Genomic DNA, 16,223 nt, shown 5'->3' with positions numbered 1-16,223 from the left:
CCCGTACGCGAGCGGCGCGCCCGTACGCGCACGGGAAGGGCCCGGGGCGGCTGCCCCGGGCCCTTCCTCGCGTCCCGCCGTCCTACTCGGTCTTGATGGCCGTCAGCATGTTCAGCTTCGCCGCGCTGCGCGCCGGCCACAGGGCGGCCAGGACGCCGACCACGGCGGCCAGCAGCAGGAAGACGCCGATCCGGTCGAACGGGATCACCAGCTCGTAGTTCGGGATCGAGGCCTTGAGGGTGCGGCCCAGCGCCCACGCGAGGAAGGTGCCGAGGCCGACGCCGAGCACCGCGCCGAAGAGGGAGATGACCACGGCCTCCAGGCGGATCATGTTCTTGACCCGGCCCCGGTCGAGGCCGACCGCACGGAGCATGCCGATCTCCTGGGTCCGCTCGAAGACCGACATCGCGAGGGTGTTGACGACGCCGAGGACCGAGATGACCAGGGCCATGCCGAGCAGGCCGTACATCACGTTCAGCATCGTGTTGATGATGCCGCCCATCTCGTTGCGGATGTCCTGCTTGTCCGCGATCTTGATGGCGGGGTTGTCGCCGAGGGCGTCGATGACCTTCTGCTCGTTGGCCCGGGACTCGCCGCCGGCCATCTTCACGAAGACCTGGCGGATCTGCGGCTTCTCACCGGTCTCGACCGGGATCTGCTTCGCGTCCAGGACGTACGGGGAGACCAGCTCGCTCTCCTCGAAGATCGCGGCGACCTTCAGGGACTTCTTGGCGCCGCCGTCGAAGGCGGCCTCGACGGTGCTGCCGACCGACAGGCCGGCCTTCTTCGCGGTCTTGTCGGCGACGGCGACCTGGCCCTGGGCGAGGCCGGCGACGGAGCCGCTGACCACCTTGAAGTTGACGACCTTGTCGAGGGCGGCCGGGTTCACGCCGGAGGCGGAGTGGAAGGTGCCGTCGGTGCCCTTGAAGTACGCCGACTGCTGGCCGGAGACGGCCGCGACGCCGGGGGTCTTCTCCAACGCGGTCAGGACCGAGGGGTCCAGGTCGCCGCCGCCGGCCATGGAGAGCATGTAGTCGGCGCGGATCTGGTCCGTGGTGGAGCGGTCGACGGCCTTGCCGACGGTCACGCCGAGCACCGTCAGGCCGGTGACCAGGGTGAGTCCGATGGTCAGCATGCCGGCGGTGACACCGGTGCGGCGCGGGTTGCGGACCGCGTTGCGGGCGGCCAGGTTGCCGGCGACGCCGAAGACGCGGGTCAGCAGCGGCCGTACGACGGCGATCAGCGGGCGCGACAGCATCGGAATCAGCACGGCCACGCCGATCAGGGTGAAGAACGCGCCGCCGCCGATGATCCAGCGGCCGGTCTCGCCGCCCTTCGAGGAGCCCGTCAGGATCAGGCCGAAGCCGATCGCGGTCAGGACGCCGCCGAAGCTGTTCAGCACCACCAGGGACTTGGCGCTCTGCGGAAGGTGCGCGCTGCCCATGGCCGCGACCGGCGGGATCTTGGAGGTGCGCCGGGCGGGCAGCCAGGCGGCGAGCACGGTGACGACCAGGCCCACGACGAGCGCGGTGATCACGGCGGCGGGGGAGACGACCAGCGGGCCGGCCGGGATCTTGGCGCCGAAGCCGTCCATGGCGGAGCGCAGGGCGACGGCGAGGCCCACGCCGAGACCGAGGCCGAGGACGGAGGCGATGACGCCGACGAGCAGGGACTCGCTCAGGACCGACCGGCGGACCTGGCTGCGGGTGGCGCCGACGGCGCGCAGCAGGGCCAGTTCCTTGGTGCGCTGGGCGACCAGCATGGTGAAGGTGTTGTAGATGAGGAAGACGCTGACGAAGAGCGCGATGAAGCCGAAGCCGAGCAGGCCGGTCTTCATGCCGTCCATGCCCTTCTCGATGTCCTTGGCGTTGCGCTCGGCCAGGGCGGCGCCGGTCTCGGCCTTGGCGTGCTTGCCGACGACCGGGGTGACCTCGGCGAGCAGCTTCGCGGCGTCGGCGCCGGGCTTGGCGGCGACGGCGAGCTCGGAGTAGTAGCCGGGGGCGAGGTAGAGCTCCTGGGCGACCTTGGCCTCGAAGAGCACGAGGGAGCCGCCGGCGTTGACCGCGCCGTCCTCGGTGGTGAAGACACCGGTGAGGGTGTACTCCTTGACCGGGCCGTTGGTGGCCACGCGGACCTTGTCGCCGACGGAGTAGCCGCCGGTCTTGGCGGAGGCCTTGTCCAGGGCGATCTCGTCGGCCTTGGCCGGGCCCTGGCCCGCGGTGAAGGCGTAGCGGGGGTCCTTGCCGTCCTTGAGGGGGGCGAAGTTGGCGCCCTGGTTGGCCCAGCCGGTGCCGATCAGCTTGCCGCGCCGGTCGGGGACGCCGGCGAAGCCGGAGACCCGGCCGGCGACGGACTCGACCCCGTTCAGCCGGGCGACCTTGTCGAGGGTCTGCTGGCTGATGCCGGGCTCGCCCTCCTCCTTCGTCCCGTCCTCGGTGCGGCCGGGGCCGAACTGGGTGACGGAGACGGCGACCCCGTCGTAGCTCTTGCGGGACTGGTCGGACAGCGCCTTGCTGACGGTGTCGGTGAAGACGAACGTGCCGGAGACGAAGGCGACGCCGAGCATGACGGCGAGGACCGTCATCAGCAGCCTGGCCTTGTGCGCGAGCACGTTGCGCAGGGCGGTACGGAACATGGGAATCCAGAAGTCGTGGTGGTCCGCCGGTGCGGCGGTGCGGCGGGGCGCGGGGGCGGTCGTACGGCGCGGCCGAGGTCAGGGCCTCAGCTGGTGCGGCCCTTGGCGTCGAAGGCCTTCATGCGGTCGAGCACCCCGTCGGCGCTGGGGCGGAGCATCTCGTCGACGATGCGGCCGTCGGCGAGGAAGATGACGCGGTCGGCGTAGGAGGCGGCCACGGGGTCGTGGGTGACCATGACGACGGTCTGGCCGAGCTCGCGCACGGAGTTGCGCAGGAAGCCGAGGACCTCCGCGCCCGAGCGGGAGTCGAGGTTTCCGGTGGGCTCGTCACCGAAGATGATCTCGGGGCGGGAGGCCAGGGCGCGGGCAACGGCCACGCGCTGCTGCTGGCCGCCGGAGAGCTGGGTGGGGCGGTGGCCGAGGCGGCCGGAGAGGCCGACCATCTCGATGACGGTGTCGAGCCACTGCCGGTCGGGCTTGCGGCCGGCGATGTCCATCGGGAGGGTGATGTTCTCCAGTGCCGTGAGGGTCGGCAGCAGGTTGAACGCCTGGAAGATGAAGCCGATCTTGTCGCGGCGCAGCTGGGTCAGCTGCTTGTCCTTCAGGCTGCCGAGCTCGGTGTCGCCGATGCGGACCGAGCCGGAGGAGAAGGTGTCCAGGCCGGCGACGCAGTGCATGAGCGTGGACTTGCCGGAACCGGAGGGGCCCATGATCGCGGTGAACTGGCCCTGGCCGAAGTCCACGGACACGTTGTCGAGCGCGACCACCTGGGTCTCGCCCTGGCCGTACACCTTGGAGAGGCCGGTGGCCCGGGCGGCCACGGCCTGGGTGGTGTGCGGGGCGTAGTTCATGGTGGTCACGGGGGGACTCCTCGGGCTGCGGACGGCCACTGCGGTCTGCGGATCGGCGGGACCCTTCCATCGTCACCGCGCCCACCGGGGCGGGGGATCAGCCGAGGTGCCCGTTCGTCGGCCCACTGGAGTCTGACCGCGGGGCGGCGCGCATACGCCTCTGGTATGACACCGCCCCGGAGACGGGGTCGGGCCGGGCGGTGCGGAGCCGGGGTGGCCCGGGGTGGCGGACAGGGTGGCGGTCGGGGTGGCGCGGGCCATCGAAATCCCGTCATTCCCGTTTCGGGGGTGATCGCCGCCGTCATGGTGCCGACCGTGCCTTCTCGTCCCTGACGGTCCCTCAATCGCCAATAAAATCAGACAACATCGGATCCAGGACCCGCCCCCGACCTGGGCATTCCCGATAGGCTCGACATAGCGTCCAGTGCTTTTCCACGGGAGCCGCTACGCCCTGCCCGGATGGTGGAATGCAGACACGGCGAGCTTAAACCTCGCTGGCCTTCAGGTCGTGCCGGTTCAAGTCCGGCTCCGGGCACTCTTCACCACGGCCGATCTGCCTGGGGACCCAGGGAGTTCGGCCTTCTCCATGTCTGGTGGACGTTGTCTGCCCGATGTCTGCCCCCCGAACGGCCTTGACCTCGAGCGCGGTTGAGTTCCTAACGTCGCTCCTGTCGCCCCGAACGGCAGCGGGCGCACCGGAACGGACGAAAGGCACCGGTCATGGAGTACACGCACGACGACGCCGGACTGCTCCGGCAGCCCATCGGCTACTGGAGCTGGGCCGCCTACAAGGCCGTCGTCGGCCGCACGCGCACCGCCCTCGCCGGGATCGGCACCACCCAGCCGCAGTGGTGGGTCCTCGCCCAGCTCGCCGGCGCCGGCGCCGTCCGCCCGCGCGCCGAGGTGTCCCGGATGCTGCACAACTACCTCGACACCGGCGCGGAGGCCATGGAGGAGGAGATCGACACGGCGGTCTCCCGCGGCTGGATCACCGAGGACGCCGCCGGGAACCTTGCCCTCACCGCCGAGGGCCGGGCCTTCTTCGACGAGGCCGCCGCCCTCCAGCGCGACCTGTGGACCGAGCGGCACGAGGGCATCTCCGACGAGGAGTACCTGACCACCCTCAAAGTGCTCCAGCGCTTCATCCACAACACCGGCGGACAGGCCTGGCACCACTAGGGTCGCCCGGTGCCCCGGCGCGCCCCTCGATTACCCCCTGCGCTTCCGCCGGGGTTCTCCTAAGATCCTCCTCCAGCAGTAGGGTGCTTTTTTTGCTAACGCATTACCCTTGACGCAAGGCCGCGCCCGGTGGCCATGGAGGAGTGAGATGAGGAGCAGTAACCCGGTCTTCTCGCGACGGGGGTTCAGCCGCGACAACGGTGCCTACGCGGGCTTCGACGCGCAGTACCAGCAGGCCGGGGCCAACCCGTACGCGACGAATCCTTACGCCACCACCCCGGACACCGGGATGCCGCAGGCTCCGGCGCGCGCCGGCGCGATGACGATCGACGACGTCGTGAGCCGTACGGCCATGACGCTCGGCACCGTCGTCCTGACCGCGACGCTCGCCTGGATCGCCCTGCCCGTCGACCCGGCGAACATCAACAAGTCGTACGGCATCGCGATCGCCGCCGCGCTCGTCGCGATGGTCCTGGGCCTCGTCCAGACCTTCAAGCGCAAGGCCTCCCCGGCGATCATCCTCGCCTACGCGGCCTTCGAGGGCCTCTTCCTCGGCGTCATCAGCTCGGCGACCAGCACCTACATCGGCGCCGGCGTGGTCGTCCAGGCCGTGCTCGGCACCATGTGCGTCTTCGCCGCGGTGCTCTTCGCGTACAAGATGCGCTGGATCCGCGTCACGCGCCGCTTCTACGGCTTCGTGATGGCCGCCGCCATGGGCTTCATGCTGCTCATGGTCGCGAACCTGCTGTTCTCGCTCTTCGCGGGCGGTGACGGCCTCGGCTTCCGCAGCGGCGGCCTCGGCATCCTGTTCGGCGTCATCGGCGTGGTCCTCGGCGCCGCCTTCCTCGCCCTGGACTTCAAGCAGGTCGAGGACGGCGTCACCTACGGCGCCCCGCGCGAGGAGGCCTGGCTGGCGGCCTTCGGCCTCACGATGACCCTGGTCTGGATCTACCTGGAGCTGCTGCGCCTGTTCCAGATCCTCTCCGGCGACGACTAGTCCCCGGCTGCATCAGGGGAAGGCCCCGCGAGCACACCGCTCGCGGGGCCTTCCCGCGTTCGTGGACGGGTACGGATCGGGGGCAGGTGTCGGGAGCAGGGGTCGGGGTCGGAACAGGGCGCGCAGGGTGGGCGCGTGTGGGGGCGGGCTCAGCCGAACTTGCGGGCGGCCCTGCGCAGGTCGTACTCGTGGATGATCGCCTTGGCCTGGCCGTACGACAGCTCGTGCGCGCCGCGCAGCCAGCTGACCTTCTCCTCGAACCGGATGAGGGAGGGGCCCTCGTCCACGGTGCGGAGCCAGTCGGCGAGGTCACGACCGGTGGTCAGGGGGATTCTGTCGATCATGTTGCGGTGCGTCTGCTCCGAGAACTCTACGGACATGGGCGCCTCCGGAGGTATCGCCGTGCTGTTCTCTTCACGTCACCGTGCCGGAGAGTTCGCCCGTTGGCAATGGTGCCGAGGCGGCGCGTAAGGTCGGCCGGGTGCTCGATACCTCACCCCTGACCGCCGTCGTGGAACGTTTCGCCGACCGGCTGCGGGCCATGCCGCAGAGCCGCCTCCAGCAGGGTGCCGCCGCCGAGGCGCTCCAGCTGGCCCGGGAGCTGTCGGCGCGGGCGCAGCGGCTGGAATCGCCCTCGGGGGCGGCTCCGGCGCGCACGATGCCCGACGCCGGGGTCTTCGTGGTCGGGGACCAGGTCGCGGTCGCCGGAGCCGACCTCGCCGAGGCGCTGCGCGCCGCGGACGCCGCGGACGCCCCGGCCCCCGACCGGGCCGCCCCGGACACGGCGACGGCCCCGTCCGAGATGCTGGACGAGGCCGTGGCGCTGGTGGAGCAGGCGGAAGTCAGAGCGACGCGATGACGCGGTCCGCGAGGATGTAGACGTTGTTGTCGGGGTCCTGGGCGTCGCCGCCGCAGGAGAACGTCAGCGCGTACGCACCCGAGATGCCCGAGCCGCCCAGCAGGACCGGCGCGGTGCCCGAGCGCAGGGCCTCGGCGAGGCGCTCCGCGGTCTCCCGGTGGCCGGGGGTCATGCACAGCGTGGTGCCGTCGGTGAAGACGTACACGTCGAGCGTGCCCAGCGGGCCCGGGCGGACGTCGGCGAGGGCCGTACGGGCCTCCGCGAGCTCCTCCAGCCGGCTCACCGTGCGCTCGTGGTCCACGCCGGCGGGGGCGGGCTGGGCCGGAACGAAGTCGGGGTGCGAGGGGTGGCGGCGGCGGGCCGCGGCCAGCTCGGGGGAGTCCTCGGGGTACTCTCCCCCGGCCTCCGGCCGGGAGGTGCCCCCAGCGGCGTCGTCACCGAGCACCGGCTCCAGGCCCACCAGGTCCGCCTGCCGGGGCAGGAAGACGGCCGGGCCGTCCTCGCCCAGGCCGGGCAGCCCGCCCAGCAGGGACGGGGCGTCGGCGGCGTCGCGGGCCTCCTGCGCGGCCCAGAACGCCCGCGCCTCGGCCAGCTCGCGCTCACGCTCCTCGGCGAGGGCCTCGGCCACGGCGGCCCGTATCTCGGCGGCGGGGGACTCGACCGCGTGGCGGGCGTGCGGGACGCTCGCACCGCGGAACTGGGCCGGCACGGCCAGCTCGCCGCGCAGGGCCGTGACCTGCTTGCGGAGGCCGTGGACGGCGTGCAGCGCAGCAGCGCCCACGGCCGCGGCGACGGCCGTGGTCAGCAGCAGGACTAGAGACATGGCGCTCACTGACTAACTCCTGATTTGACTCGATCCCCCGACTTCCTACATCAGAGTGTCCTGACCTGGGAATGGCGTGCAGTGCATTACGTCACGAAATGGACAGGGCTTTCGTCACACAGGGGCCCGGTGGAACGGGCCTGACCTGGGGAAACAACAATCCCCCAGGAGAAAGGTCACATCCTGGGGGAGATTCGGTCACAGGTCGGCCGCGAGGGGATTGGATCCGGCGCCGGCAGAGCCGCAAGGGATCCCACGGATCCCTTGCGGCACACGGCTCCCGAGCCCCTGGCGGACCCGGCGCGGACCCGCCGCGGGTCAGCTCAGGCGCTCGATGACCATCGCCATGCCCTGGCCGCCGCCGACGCACATCGTCTCGAGGCCGAACTGCTTGTCGTGGAACTGGAGGCTGTTGATCAGGGTGCCGGTGATGCGGGCACCGGTCATCCCGAACGGGTGACCGACGGCGATGGCCCCGCCGTTGACGTTCAGCTTGTCCAGCGGGATCTCCAGGTCCCGGTACGACGGGATGACCTGGGCCGCGAAGGCCTCGTTGATCTCGAACAGGTCGATGTCGCCGACGGTCAGGCCCGCGCGCTTCAGGGCCTGCTTGGACGCCTCGACCGGGCCGAGGCCCATGATCTCGGGGGACAGGGCGGTCACGCCCGTGGAGACGATCCGGGCCAGCGGGGTCAGGCCCAGCTCCCGCGCCTTGGTGTCGCTCATGATGACCAGCGCGGCGGCGCCGTCGTTCAGCGGGCAGCAGTTGCCGGCCGTGACCAGGCCGTCGGGGCGGAAGACCGGCTTGAGGCCCGAGACGCCCTCGAGCGTGACGCCGGCGCGCGGGCCGTCGTCGGTGGAGACGACCGTGCCGTCCGGGGTGGTGATCGGGGTGATCTCGCGGGCCCAGAAGCCGTTCTTGATGGCCTGCTCGGCCAGGTTCTGGGAGCGCACGCCGAACTCGTCCATGTCCTGGCGGGTCACGCCCTTCAGGCGGGCCAGGTTCTCGGCGGTCTGGCCCATCGCGATGTACGCGTCCGGGATCAGGCCGTCCTCGCGCGGGTCGTGCCAGGTGGAGCCCTCGGACTGCGCCACCTCGGCGGTGCGGGCCTCGGCGTCGGCGAACAGCGGGTTGTGCGTCTCGGGCAGGCCGTCCGAGGTGCCCTTGACGGAGCGGGAGACGGTCTCGACACCCGCGGAGATGAACACGTCGCCCTCGCCCGCCTTGATGGCGTGCAGCGCCATGCGGGAGGTCTGGAGGGAGGAGGAACAGTAGCGGGTGATGGTGGTGCCGGGCAGGTAGTCCATGCCCATCTGCACCGCGACGATACGGGCCAGGTTGTGGCCCTGCTCGCCGCCGGGCAGGCCGCAGCCGAGCATCAGGTCGTCGATCTCGCGGGGGTCCAGCCCGGGGACCTTCGCCAGGGCGGCCTGGATGACCGTGGCGGTCAGGTCGTCGGGGCGGACGTCCTTGAGGGACCCCTTGAAGGCGCGCCCGATGGGGGACCGGGCGGCGGAAACGATGACGGCTTCGGGCATCGGGGCTCCAAGGATGAGGCGTTACGGACCGCAAGCGAAGTTACCGGCCCGTACGGTCGAGGTCACCGCCTGAGCAATGTGACCCCGATCGCTCCTCCCCCCAGCCTGCCACCGCCTCCGCCGCCTGACCCGAGCGCCTGGCCAATCCGGCCCCGCCGCCCCCTGAAGCAGGGGCCCTGCCAAACCGGCTCCACCGACGCCTGTGGCGGCGCTGCCCATCCGCCTCCGCCGAGGCCTGAGGCGGGGGTCCGGCATTTCCAGCCCCCTCGGCGTTTGAGTGGGGGTCCCCCCGGACGGAGTCTGGGGGAGGGTCCGGGCGGAGCCCGGTGCCCGGCGGAGCCGGGTTCCTGGGGCGCCGCCGCCGGACCCCGCGCCTCAAGCGCCGGCGGGGCTGGGATGGGGCGGCCCTGGCCTCGGCCCCCTGGGGGGTGTGGCTGGGCACTGGTGCCCGGCGCGGCCGGATCCCTGGGGCTCCGCCCCAGACCCCGCGCCTCAAACGCCGGCGAGGCTGCATTTGCCGGGCCCTCGCCACAGGCGTCGGCGGAGCTGGTCGGGCTTCCGGGGTGGCGCCCCAGACCCGCGCCTCAAGCGCCGGCGGGGCTGGAAGTGCCGGACCCCTGCCACAGGCGTCGGCGGAGCTGGTCGGGCTTCCGGGGTGGCGCCCCAGACCCGCGCCTCAAGCGCCGGCGGGGCTGGAAGTGCCGGACCCCCGCCACAGGCGTCGGCGGAGCTGGTCGGGCTTCCGGGGTGCCGCCCCAGACCCCGCGCCTCAAACGCCGGCGAGGCTGCATTTGTCGGGCCCCCGCCACAGGCGTCGGCGGGGCTGGATTTGCCGGGCCTCCGCTTCGAAAGCGTGGGGGTGCTGGGCGCAGTTGGCGGTGGCGGGCGGGCAGCCGGAGGCGGGACGGGCGCCGGCCTCCGGCTCGGGGGAGGGGTCAGGGGCCCGGGACTCGGGATTCTGCGATCGGGTCGGGGGCCGGGTGGTGGTCCGTCGGGACCCGCCGGCGGCGGCGGTGCTTCAGCAGGGCCCACGGCCCACGGGCGGCGGAGACCTCGGTACCCGCCTGCCCGGCGGCGGCCGACGCGGCCTTGGCCACCGGCAGCACGTCCTCGTTCCGGGCCACCTCCAGCCGGTCCGATTCCGGCCACAGGGCAAGGGCCGCGCACACCGTGGGCAGGATGGCCATGGCCGCCGTCGCGTACCCCTCCGCCGAGGGGTGGTACGAGTCCGGCCCGAACATCTCCCGCGGGTTCGCCGCGAACTCCGGCCCCAGCAGGTCGCCCATCGAGATGGTCCGCGCCCCCAGGGCGACGACCCCTATCGTCTGGGCGGCGGCCAGCTGCCGCGACACCCGCCGCGCCAGCCACCGCAGCGGCTGGTACACCGGCTCGATCGTGCCCAGGTCCGGGCAGGTCCCGACCACCACCTCGCACCCCGCCAGCCGGAGCCTGCGTACCGCCGAGGTCAGGTGCCGCACCGACTGCGTGGGCGGCATCCGCCGCGTCACGTCGTTCGCCCCGATCATGATCACGCACACGTCCGGCGGCGGCCCGGAGCCGTCCAGCAGCAGCCCGGTCTGCCGGTCGAGGTCGTCCGACATGGCCCCGGACAGCGCCACGTTCCGCAGCTCCACCGGCCGCTCCGCCACCGCCGCCAGCCCGGAGGCCAGCAGCGCGGCCGGAGTCTGTCTCGCCCGGCGCACGCCGAGCCCCGCGGCCGTGGAGTCGCCCATCATGGCGAGCCGCAGCGGCCCCGGCCCAGGATTCGGCTCCAGACCGCCGAACTCACTCCCGTACAGCCCGTCGGCGCGCGGCGGGTCTCCCAGCCCGGTGCCGACCGTCCGCTTCGCGAACTGGACCTCGGCCAGCACCAGCCCGACGGCGGCGACCCCGACCAGTCCGAGCCCGCCTCCGCCGTACGCCGCCCCCGCCGCGATCCGGCGGGCCGTCCTTGCCCTGGACACCGTGCAAGCCACCTCCTGGTCTTGTTGACCTTCCTGCCCCGTACTGCCCGTCGGTCAATCCCTTTCCCGCTTACTCTGGCGGTGCCTCCCGGAGAACCCGTGGAGTCCTGTCCCTGGAGAACATGGTGCAATTCCACGACTCGATGATCAGCCTCGTCGGCAACACCCCGCTGGTGAAGCTCAACCGTGTGACCGAAGGCCTGCAGGCCACCGTCCTTGCCAAGGTCGAGTACTTCAACCCCGGCGGCTCCGTGAAGGACCGGATCGCCGTCCGGATGATCGAGGCCGCCGAGCAGAGCGGTGCCCTCAAGCCCGGTGGCACCATCGTGGAGCCGACCAGCGGCAACACGGGCGTAGGACTCGCCATCGTGGCCCAGCAGAAGGGCTACAAGTGCATCTTCGTGTGCCCCGACAAGGTGTCGCTCGACAAGATCAACGTGCTCCGTGCCTACGGCGCCGAGGTCGTGGTCTGCCCGACCGCCGTCGACCCGGAGCACCCCGACTCGTACTACAACGTGTCCGACCGCCTCGTCCGCGAGACGCCGGGCGCGTGGAAGCCCGACCAGTACAGCAACCCCAACAACCCGCGTTCGCACTACGAGACGACCGGTCCCGAGCTGTGGGAACAGACTGAGGGGAAGATCACCCACTTCGTCGCCGGCGTCGGCACCGGCGGCACCATTTCGGGCACCGGCAACTACCTGAAGGAGGTGTCCGGCGGCAAGGTCAAGGTCATCGGCGCCGACCCCGAGGGCTCGGTCTACTCCGGCGGCTCCGGCCGCCCGTACCTCGTCGAGGGCGTCGGCGAGGACTTCTGGCCGACCGCGTACGACCAGAACGTCGCCGACGAGATCATCGCGGTGTCCGACAAGGACTCCTTCCAGATGACCCGCCGGCTGGCCAAGGAGGAGGGCCTCCTCGTCGGCGGCTCCTGCGGCATGGCGGTCGTCGCCGCGCTGCGCGCCGCGAAGGACCTCGGTCCCGACGACGTGGTCGTCGTCCTCCTCCCGGACAGCGGCCGCGGCTACATGAGCAAGATCTTCTCCGACGAGTGGATGGCCGGCCACGGCTTCCTGGAGGAGGCGGGCCCCTCGGCGCGCATCGGCGACGTCCTCGCCGACAAGGAGGGCGACATGCCCTCCCTGGTGCACATGCACCCCGAGGAGACCGTCGGCGAGGCCATCGAGGTGCTGCGCGAGTACGGCGTCTCGCAGATGCCGGTCGTCAAGCCCGGCGCCGGCCACCCGGACGTGATGGCTGCCGAGGTCGTCGGCTCCGTGGTGGAGAAGGAGCTGCTGGCGGCGCTGTTCGCGCAGCGGGCCGCGCTGAGCGACCCGCTGGAGAAGCACATGAGCGCGCCGCTGCCGCAGGTCGGCTCCGGTGAGCCGGTCTCCGACCTGATGGCCGCGCTCGGCGAGGCCGACGCGGCGATCGTCCTGGTCGAGGGCAAGCCGACCGGTGTGGTGAGCCGTCAGGACCTGCTGGCGTTCCTCGCGAAGAACGCCAAGTAGCCGAGTAGCCCGCCGGGGAGGGCCGGGAGCCGCGCACGGGCGCCGGCTCCCGGCCCTTCGCGCAATCGGTACGGGCCCGACACGTGGCGGCAGCACCGGCTTAACACGCGTGCGGAACAGTGGTGGTCGTCGGCAGGGGCGAGGGCCCCGGCCGGCACCACCGAACGGCGTTGGCGTACCTCCGGAGCGGCTCCCGGACCGCGTGAACGCCCGTGGACGCGGACGGCCCTGACCCGGCCCGTGTCCCTCGCGGGGACCGCCGTCGTCCCGCCCCTCGCGCACCCGAGGGTGCGGCGGTCCCCGCGCCCACTCCTTCGCGCTATCGGTTCCGGTCCCGGTCCCGGAAGGGCAGGCCCTTGCGCGCCTGGACGAAGTTCACGCCGAGGATCCCCGCCCAGGCCACCAGCAGGCCCTCCAGACCCGCCTGCGCGGCCCCGATCGCCGAGAGCGGGATCGCGAGCACCAGCGTGACCACCGCGAACCCGAACCGCTCGCCGAAGCCCGCTTCGAACGCCGGGGCGCCGCCCCGGCCCCCGCGGGCGGCGGCCAGCCGCTCCTCGGCCAGCCGGCGCCGGACCTGGGTGTCCACCTTGTCGACGAACGAGTCCACGAGCGCCGCCTCGTACTCCGGCCCGAGCTCGCGCCGGGCTTCGAGGGTCGCGTCGAGTTCCTTCTTCAGCTCACGGGCCTCCATGCGGCCACGGTAGGAAGCGGCGGGCGGGGAGGCACTGGGGCTAGCCCCCGTGTCTGCGTCTCGAAGACCGGGCCGCCGCTTGCCGTCCTGCATAACCGCATGCAGAGTGCTCGGTGTCTGAATACGTACGGGGACGGAGGGGTCGGGATGAGCGACAGCCCGGCAGCGCGGCTGCAGAAGCTGTTCGAGGGGCACCGGCTGACGCCCACCCAGCGGCGGATCGCCCACTGCATGGTGCGGGGGGCGACGGAGGTGCCCTTCCTGTCGAGCGTGGAGCTCGCCGAGCTGGCGGGGGTGAGCCAGCCGTCGGTGACCCGGTTCGCGGTGGCGCTGGGCTTCGACGGGTACCCGGCGCTGCGCCGGCACCTGCGCGAGGTGGCGCCGGCCGAGCGGGCCGAGGCCCCGCGGGAGGCCGCGGCGTACAACGAGTACCAGCAGGCCGTCCAGGGCGAGATCGAGAACCTGCGGCAGCTGGCCGAGATGCTCGCCGACCCCGCGCCGGTGGAGGAGGCGGGCCGGCTGCTGGCCGGGTCGCGCCCGCTGCCCGTGCTCGGTCTGCGGGCGGCGTCCTCGCAGGCGCGCGGGTTCGCGTACTTCGCCGCCAAGGTGCATCCGGACGTACGGCTGCTCGACGAGGGCGGCTCGATGCTCGCCGACCGGATCGACGCGGCCGTCGGGGCCGGTGCCTCGGCGCTGCTGTGCTTCGCGCTGCCGCGGCATCCGCGGGAGGTGGCGGAGGCGCTGGAGCACGCCAAGGGGGCGGGGCTGAGGGTGGTGACGGTCGCCGAGTCGCCGTTCGCGCCGGTCGCGCGGTACTCGGACCTGCTGATCCCGGCGCCGGTCGGGACCGGGCTGGCCTTCGACACGGCGTGCGCGCCGATGCTGCTGGGGCGGGTGCTGCTGGAGGCGATGGCCGATGCGCTGCCGGACGCGCAGGCCCGCCTGGAGGCCTTCGACGCCCGGGCCGCGGCCCGCGGGCTGTTCGTGGAGTGACGGCGGCCCGGCCCCTCAGCGGTAGTTGAGCTCGGCCAGCTCGGCCGCGACCCGGTTGCACAGCAGGGGCACGCGGGAGAGCAGGCGCAGCCCGGTGTTGCGGGCGAGGCGCAGGGCGGGGTTGCGGGTGGTGGAGGCGCGGGTCATCCGGTCGGTCAGGGCCACCACGCGCAGGGCGACGGGCCGGCGGGCGCCCTCGTACGCGGCGGGGTCGCCGTCGGCGAGGGCGCGGCCCAGCGCGTACCCGTCCTGGATGCCGGTGTTCATGCCCTGGCCGCCGGCCGGGCTGTGGACGTGCGCGGCGTCCCCGGCGAGCAGCAGCCGGCCCGCGCGGTAGCGGTCCGCCACACGGTGGTGGATGCGGAAGCGGGACGACCAGACGACCTCGCGGACGGCGGCCTGGCCGGGGGCGAGCCGGTCCAGCAGGGCCTGTACGAAGGCGAGGTCCGGCTCGGCGGGGGCCGGCCCGGCGACGCTCGAGACGATGCGGTAGCGGCCGCCGGGCAGCGGAGCCACGACGGTGGGGCCGGCCGGGCCGAAGGACATCGAGACCTCGCCGCGGCCGGGTGCCCAGTCCATGGCCACGTCGGCGAGGACGAACGAGGCGTCGTAGGAGCCGCCGCTGAACGGGATCCCGGCGGCCTCGCGGACCACGCTGTGCATGCCGTCGGCGCCGACCGCGCGGGTGGCGCGCAGGGTCTCGCCGGTGGAGGTCGCGAGGGTGACCCCGTCGGTGTCCTGGACGACGCCGGTGACCTCGTACGGCCGGTGCACGTCCTTGCCGAGGGCCCGCAGGCGGGCCAGGAGCACGGCCTCGGTCTCGTACTGGGGGACCATCAGCGCGTACGGGTGGGCGGTGCGCCTGCGCAGGCCGTCGAAGGAGAAGGCGGCGACCGGGCGGGCCCCGTCGCGGACCCGGAACCGGGAGACGGGGATGCCGCGCGAGACGAGCTCCGCGGACAGGGCGCCGGTGGGGTCGAGCTCGTCGAGGACCTCGAGGGTGCGGGCGTGGACGACGGCGGCGCGGGAGGTGTTGGCGCCCTCGGCCTGGCGGTCGAGCAGGACGAAGTCGACGCCGGCCTCGGCGAGCGTGACGGCGAGGGCGAGGCCGGTGGGTCCGGCGCCGACGACGGCCACGTCGGTGCGGGTGGGGAGCGGGCTGGACATCGTGCCTCCCGGGTCTGCGGCCGGCTGGGCCAACGGTTGTGGGCCAACGCTTGTTGACCAGCTTGGCGGCTTGCGGTCTGGTGTGTCAACAGTTGTTGGCCTACATTTGTTGGCATGAGCAGCCAGACCAAGGCGGCGATCCTGCGGGCCGCGCGGGAGCGCTTCGCCGCGCAGGGGTACGAACGCACGACGATCCGCGCCGTCGCGGCCGACGCGGGCATCGACCCGTCGATGGTCATGCGGTACTTCGGCAGCAAGGAGAAGTTGTTCGACGCGGCGCTCGAGGTGGACCTGCGGCTGCCGGACCTGGCGGCCGTGGCGGAGCCGGAGCTGCCGGGGGCGCTGGTGCGGCACTTCGTGGAGCGGTGGGAGGGCGATCCGGCGGACGATGCGCTGCTGGTGCTGCTGCGGTCGGCGGTGACGAACGAGCGGGCGGCGGAGCGGATGCGGGCCGTGTTCGCGGAGCAGGTCGCGCCGGCGCTGGCCGCCGCGGTGGGGGTGGAGCGGGCCGCGCGGGCGGCCGGGCCGGTCGCCGCCCAGCTGCTCGGTCTGGCCCTGACCCGCTACCTCCTGCGCCTCCCGCCGGTGGCGGCCCTGACCCCGGACGCGGTGGTCGCCGCCCTGACCCCACCCCTCCGGGCCACCTTGACCGCGTAACGGTTCCCACTCCAGCCCCGCCGGCGTTTGGGGGGCCGGGCGGAGCCGGGTTTCCTGGGGCGCCGCCCCAGACCCCGCGCCTCAATCGCCGGCGAGGCTGGAACATGCCGGGCCCCGGCTTCGAAGGTCACAGCGTCCCGGCCCGCCCGCTTCGACGCCGAGGGTCGGCGAATCCAGCCTCGCCGGCGTTTGAGGCGCGGGGTGTGGGGCGGAGCCCCATGAGCCCCGCCGGCTCCGCCGACGCCTGTGGCGGGGGCCGGCATCTTCAGCCCCGCCGGCGTTTGAGTGGGGGTCCCCCCGGACGGAGTCCGGGGGAGGGTCCGGGCGGAGCCCGGTGCCCGGCGGAGCCGGGGT

Annotated in this window: 14 protein-coding genes and 1 tRNA gene; 7 read left to right on the top strand and 8 right to left on the bottom strand. The window is 72.8% G+C overall.

The window, feature by feature from the left end; translation table 11 throughout:
• Positions 1–82: 82 nt before the first annotated feature.
• Both ABZ924_RS04795 and ABZ924_RS04790 read right to left on the bottom strand, forming a co-directional pair.
• Positions 83–2,635 (bottom strand): FtsX-like permease family protein, encoded by a 2,553-nt coding sequence (locus ABZ924_RS04795; RefSeq protein WP_361904112.1) that lies wholly within the window; start codon positions 2,633–2,635, stop codon positions 83–85.
• 86 nt (positions 2,636–2,721) lie between these two features.
• Positions 2,722–3,486 (bottom strand): ABC transporter ATP-binding protein, encoded by a 765-nt coding sequence (locus ABZ924_RS04790; RefSeq protein WP_361904523.1) that lies wholly within the window; start codon positions 3,484–3,486, stop codon positions 2,722–2,724.
• 453 nt (positions 3,487–3,939) lie between these two features.
• On the opposite strand from ABZ924_RS04790, the gene ABZ924_RS04785 reads away from it, so the two are divergent.
• The 3 genes from ABZ924_RS04785 to ABZ924_RS04775 all read left to right on the top strand — a co-directional run bounded on the left by ABZ924_RS04785 (position 3,940) and on the right by ABZ924_RS04775 (position 5,662).
• Positions 3,940–4,021: transfer RNA gene (locus ABZ924_RS04785), tRNA-Leu, on the top strand.
• 185 nt (positions 4,022–4,206) lie between these two features.
• Positions 4,207–4,665, top strand: coding sequence for a MarR family winged helix-turn-helix transcriptional regulator (locus tag ABZ924_RS04780; protein WP_361904109.1), 459 nt, complete (start codon positions 4,207–4,209; stop codon positions 4,663–4,665).
• Positions 4,666–4,813: 148 nt separating this feature from the next.
• Positions 4,814–5,662 carry a Bax inhibitor-1/YccA family protein gene (locus ABZ924_RS04775; RefSeq protein ID WP_361904106.1) on the top strand — a complete coding sequence of 283 codons (849 nt, stop codon included), beginning with the start codon at positions 4,814–4,816 and terminating at the stop codon, positions 5,660–5,662.
• Between the two features lie 149 nt (positions 5,663–5,811).
• Here ABZ924_RS04775 and ABZ924_RS04770 read toward each other — a convergent pair whose 3' ends face one another.
• Positions 5,812–6,042 carry a DUF4287 domain-containing protein gene (locus ABZ924_RS04770; RefSeq protein ID WP_361904103.1) on the bottom strand — a complete coding sequence of 77 codons (231 nt, stop codon included), beginning with the start codon at positions 6,040–6,042 and terminating at the stop codon, positions 5,812–5,814.
• Between the two features lie 101 nt (positions 6,043–6,143).
• Between ABZ924_RS04770 and ABZ924_RS04765 the strand changes: the two genes are divergently transcribed.
• Complete coding sequence (locus tag ABZ924_RS04765; RefSeq protein ID WP_361904100.1) at positions 6,144–6,521, top strand: hypothetical protein; 378 nt, start codon at positions 6,144–6,146, stop codon at positions 6,519–6,521.
• Here ABZ924_RS04765 and ABZ924_RS04760 read toward each other — a convergent pair.
• From ABZ924_RS04760 to ABZ924_RS04750, 3 genes are all read right to left on the bottom strand, one after another.
• The gene (locus tag ABZ924_RS04760; protein WP_361904520.1) at positions 6,505–7,344 is read right to left on the bottom strand and encodes a hypothetical protein; all 840 of its coding nucleotides are present in this window, start codon (positions 7,342–7,344) and stop codon (positions 6,505–6,507) included. The two genes, ABZ924_RS04765 and ABZ924_RS04760, sit on opposite strands and share 17 nt — an antisense overlap.
• Before the next feature lie 318 nt (positions 7,345–7,662).
• Positions 7,663–8,883: an acetyl-CoA C-acetyltransferase gene (locus ABZ924_RS04755; RefSeq protein ID WP_361904097.1), complete on the bottom strand. Its 1,221-nt coding sequence runs from the start codon at positions 8,881–8,883 to the stop codon at positions 7,663–7,665.
• A 935-nt stretch (positions 8,884–9,818) separates the two neighbouring features.
• A complete protein-coding gene (locus tag ABZ924_RS04750) occupies positions 9,819–10,847 on the bottom strand; it encodes an SGNH/GDSL hydrolase family protein (RefSeq protein WP_361904094.1) in 1,029 nt (342 codons plus the stop codon).
• Between the two features lie 125 nt (positions 10,848–10,972).
• Here ABZ924_RS04750 and ABZ924_RS04745 point away from each other — a divergent pair, with 125 nt between their 5' ends.
• Positions 10,973–12,358, top strand: coding sequence for a cystathionine beta-synthase (locus ABZ924_RS04745; protein ID WP_361904517.1), 1,386 nt, complete (start codon positions 10,973–10,975; stop codon positions 12,356–12,358).
• A 319-nt stretch (positions 12,359–12,677) separates the two neighbouring features.
• Here ABZ924_RS04745 and ABZ924_RS04740 read toward each other — a convergent pair whose 3' ends face one another.
• Positions 12,678–13,052 (bottom strand): hypothetical protein, encoded by a 375-nt coding sequence (locus ABZ924_RS04740; RefSeq protein ID WP_361904091.1) that lies wholly within the window; start codon positions 13,050–13,052, stop codon positions 12,678–12,680.
• A 147-nt stretch (positions 13,053–13,199) separates the two neighbouring features.
• Here ABZ924_RS04740 and ABZ924_RS04735 point away from each other — a divergent pair, with 147 nt between their 5' ends.
• Positions 13,200–14,045 carry a MurR/RpiR family transcriptional regulator gene (locus tag ABZ924_RS04735; protein ID WP_361904088.1) on the top strand — a complete coding sequence of 282 codons (846 nt, stop codon included), beginning with the start codon at positions 13,200–13,202 and terminating at the stop codon, positions 14,043–14,045.
• A 15-nt stretch (positions 14,046–14,060) separates the two neighbouring features.
• Here the strand turns inward: ABZ924_RS04735 and ABZ924_RS04730 are convergent, their stop codons facing one another.
• Positions 14,061–15,212, bottom strand: a complete 1,152-nt coding sequence (locus ABZ924_RS04730) for an FAD-dependent oxidoreductase (protein ID WP_361904085.1) — start codon at positions 15,210–15,212, stop codon at positions 14,061–14,063.
• Positions 15,213–15,326: 114 nt separating this feature from the next.
• Between ABZ924_RS04730 and ABZ924_RS04725 the strand changes: the two genes are divergently transcribed.
• Positions 15,327–15,869, top strand: a complete 543-nt coding sequence (locus ABZ924_RS04725) for a TetR family transcriptional regulator (RefSeq protein ID WP_361904082.1) — start codon at positions 15,327–15,329, stop codon at positions 15,867–15,869.
• The last annotated feature ends 354 nt before the right edge of the window (positions 15,870–16,223 follow it).

Origin of the sequence: Streptomyces sp. NPDC046876 (assembly GCF_040645035.1) — a bacterium.
GTDB lineage: Bacteria > Actinomycetota > Actinomycetes > Streptomycetales > Streptomycetaceae > Streptomyces.
This window is presented reverse-complemented; position numbering and strand designations above follow the sequence as displayed.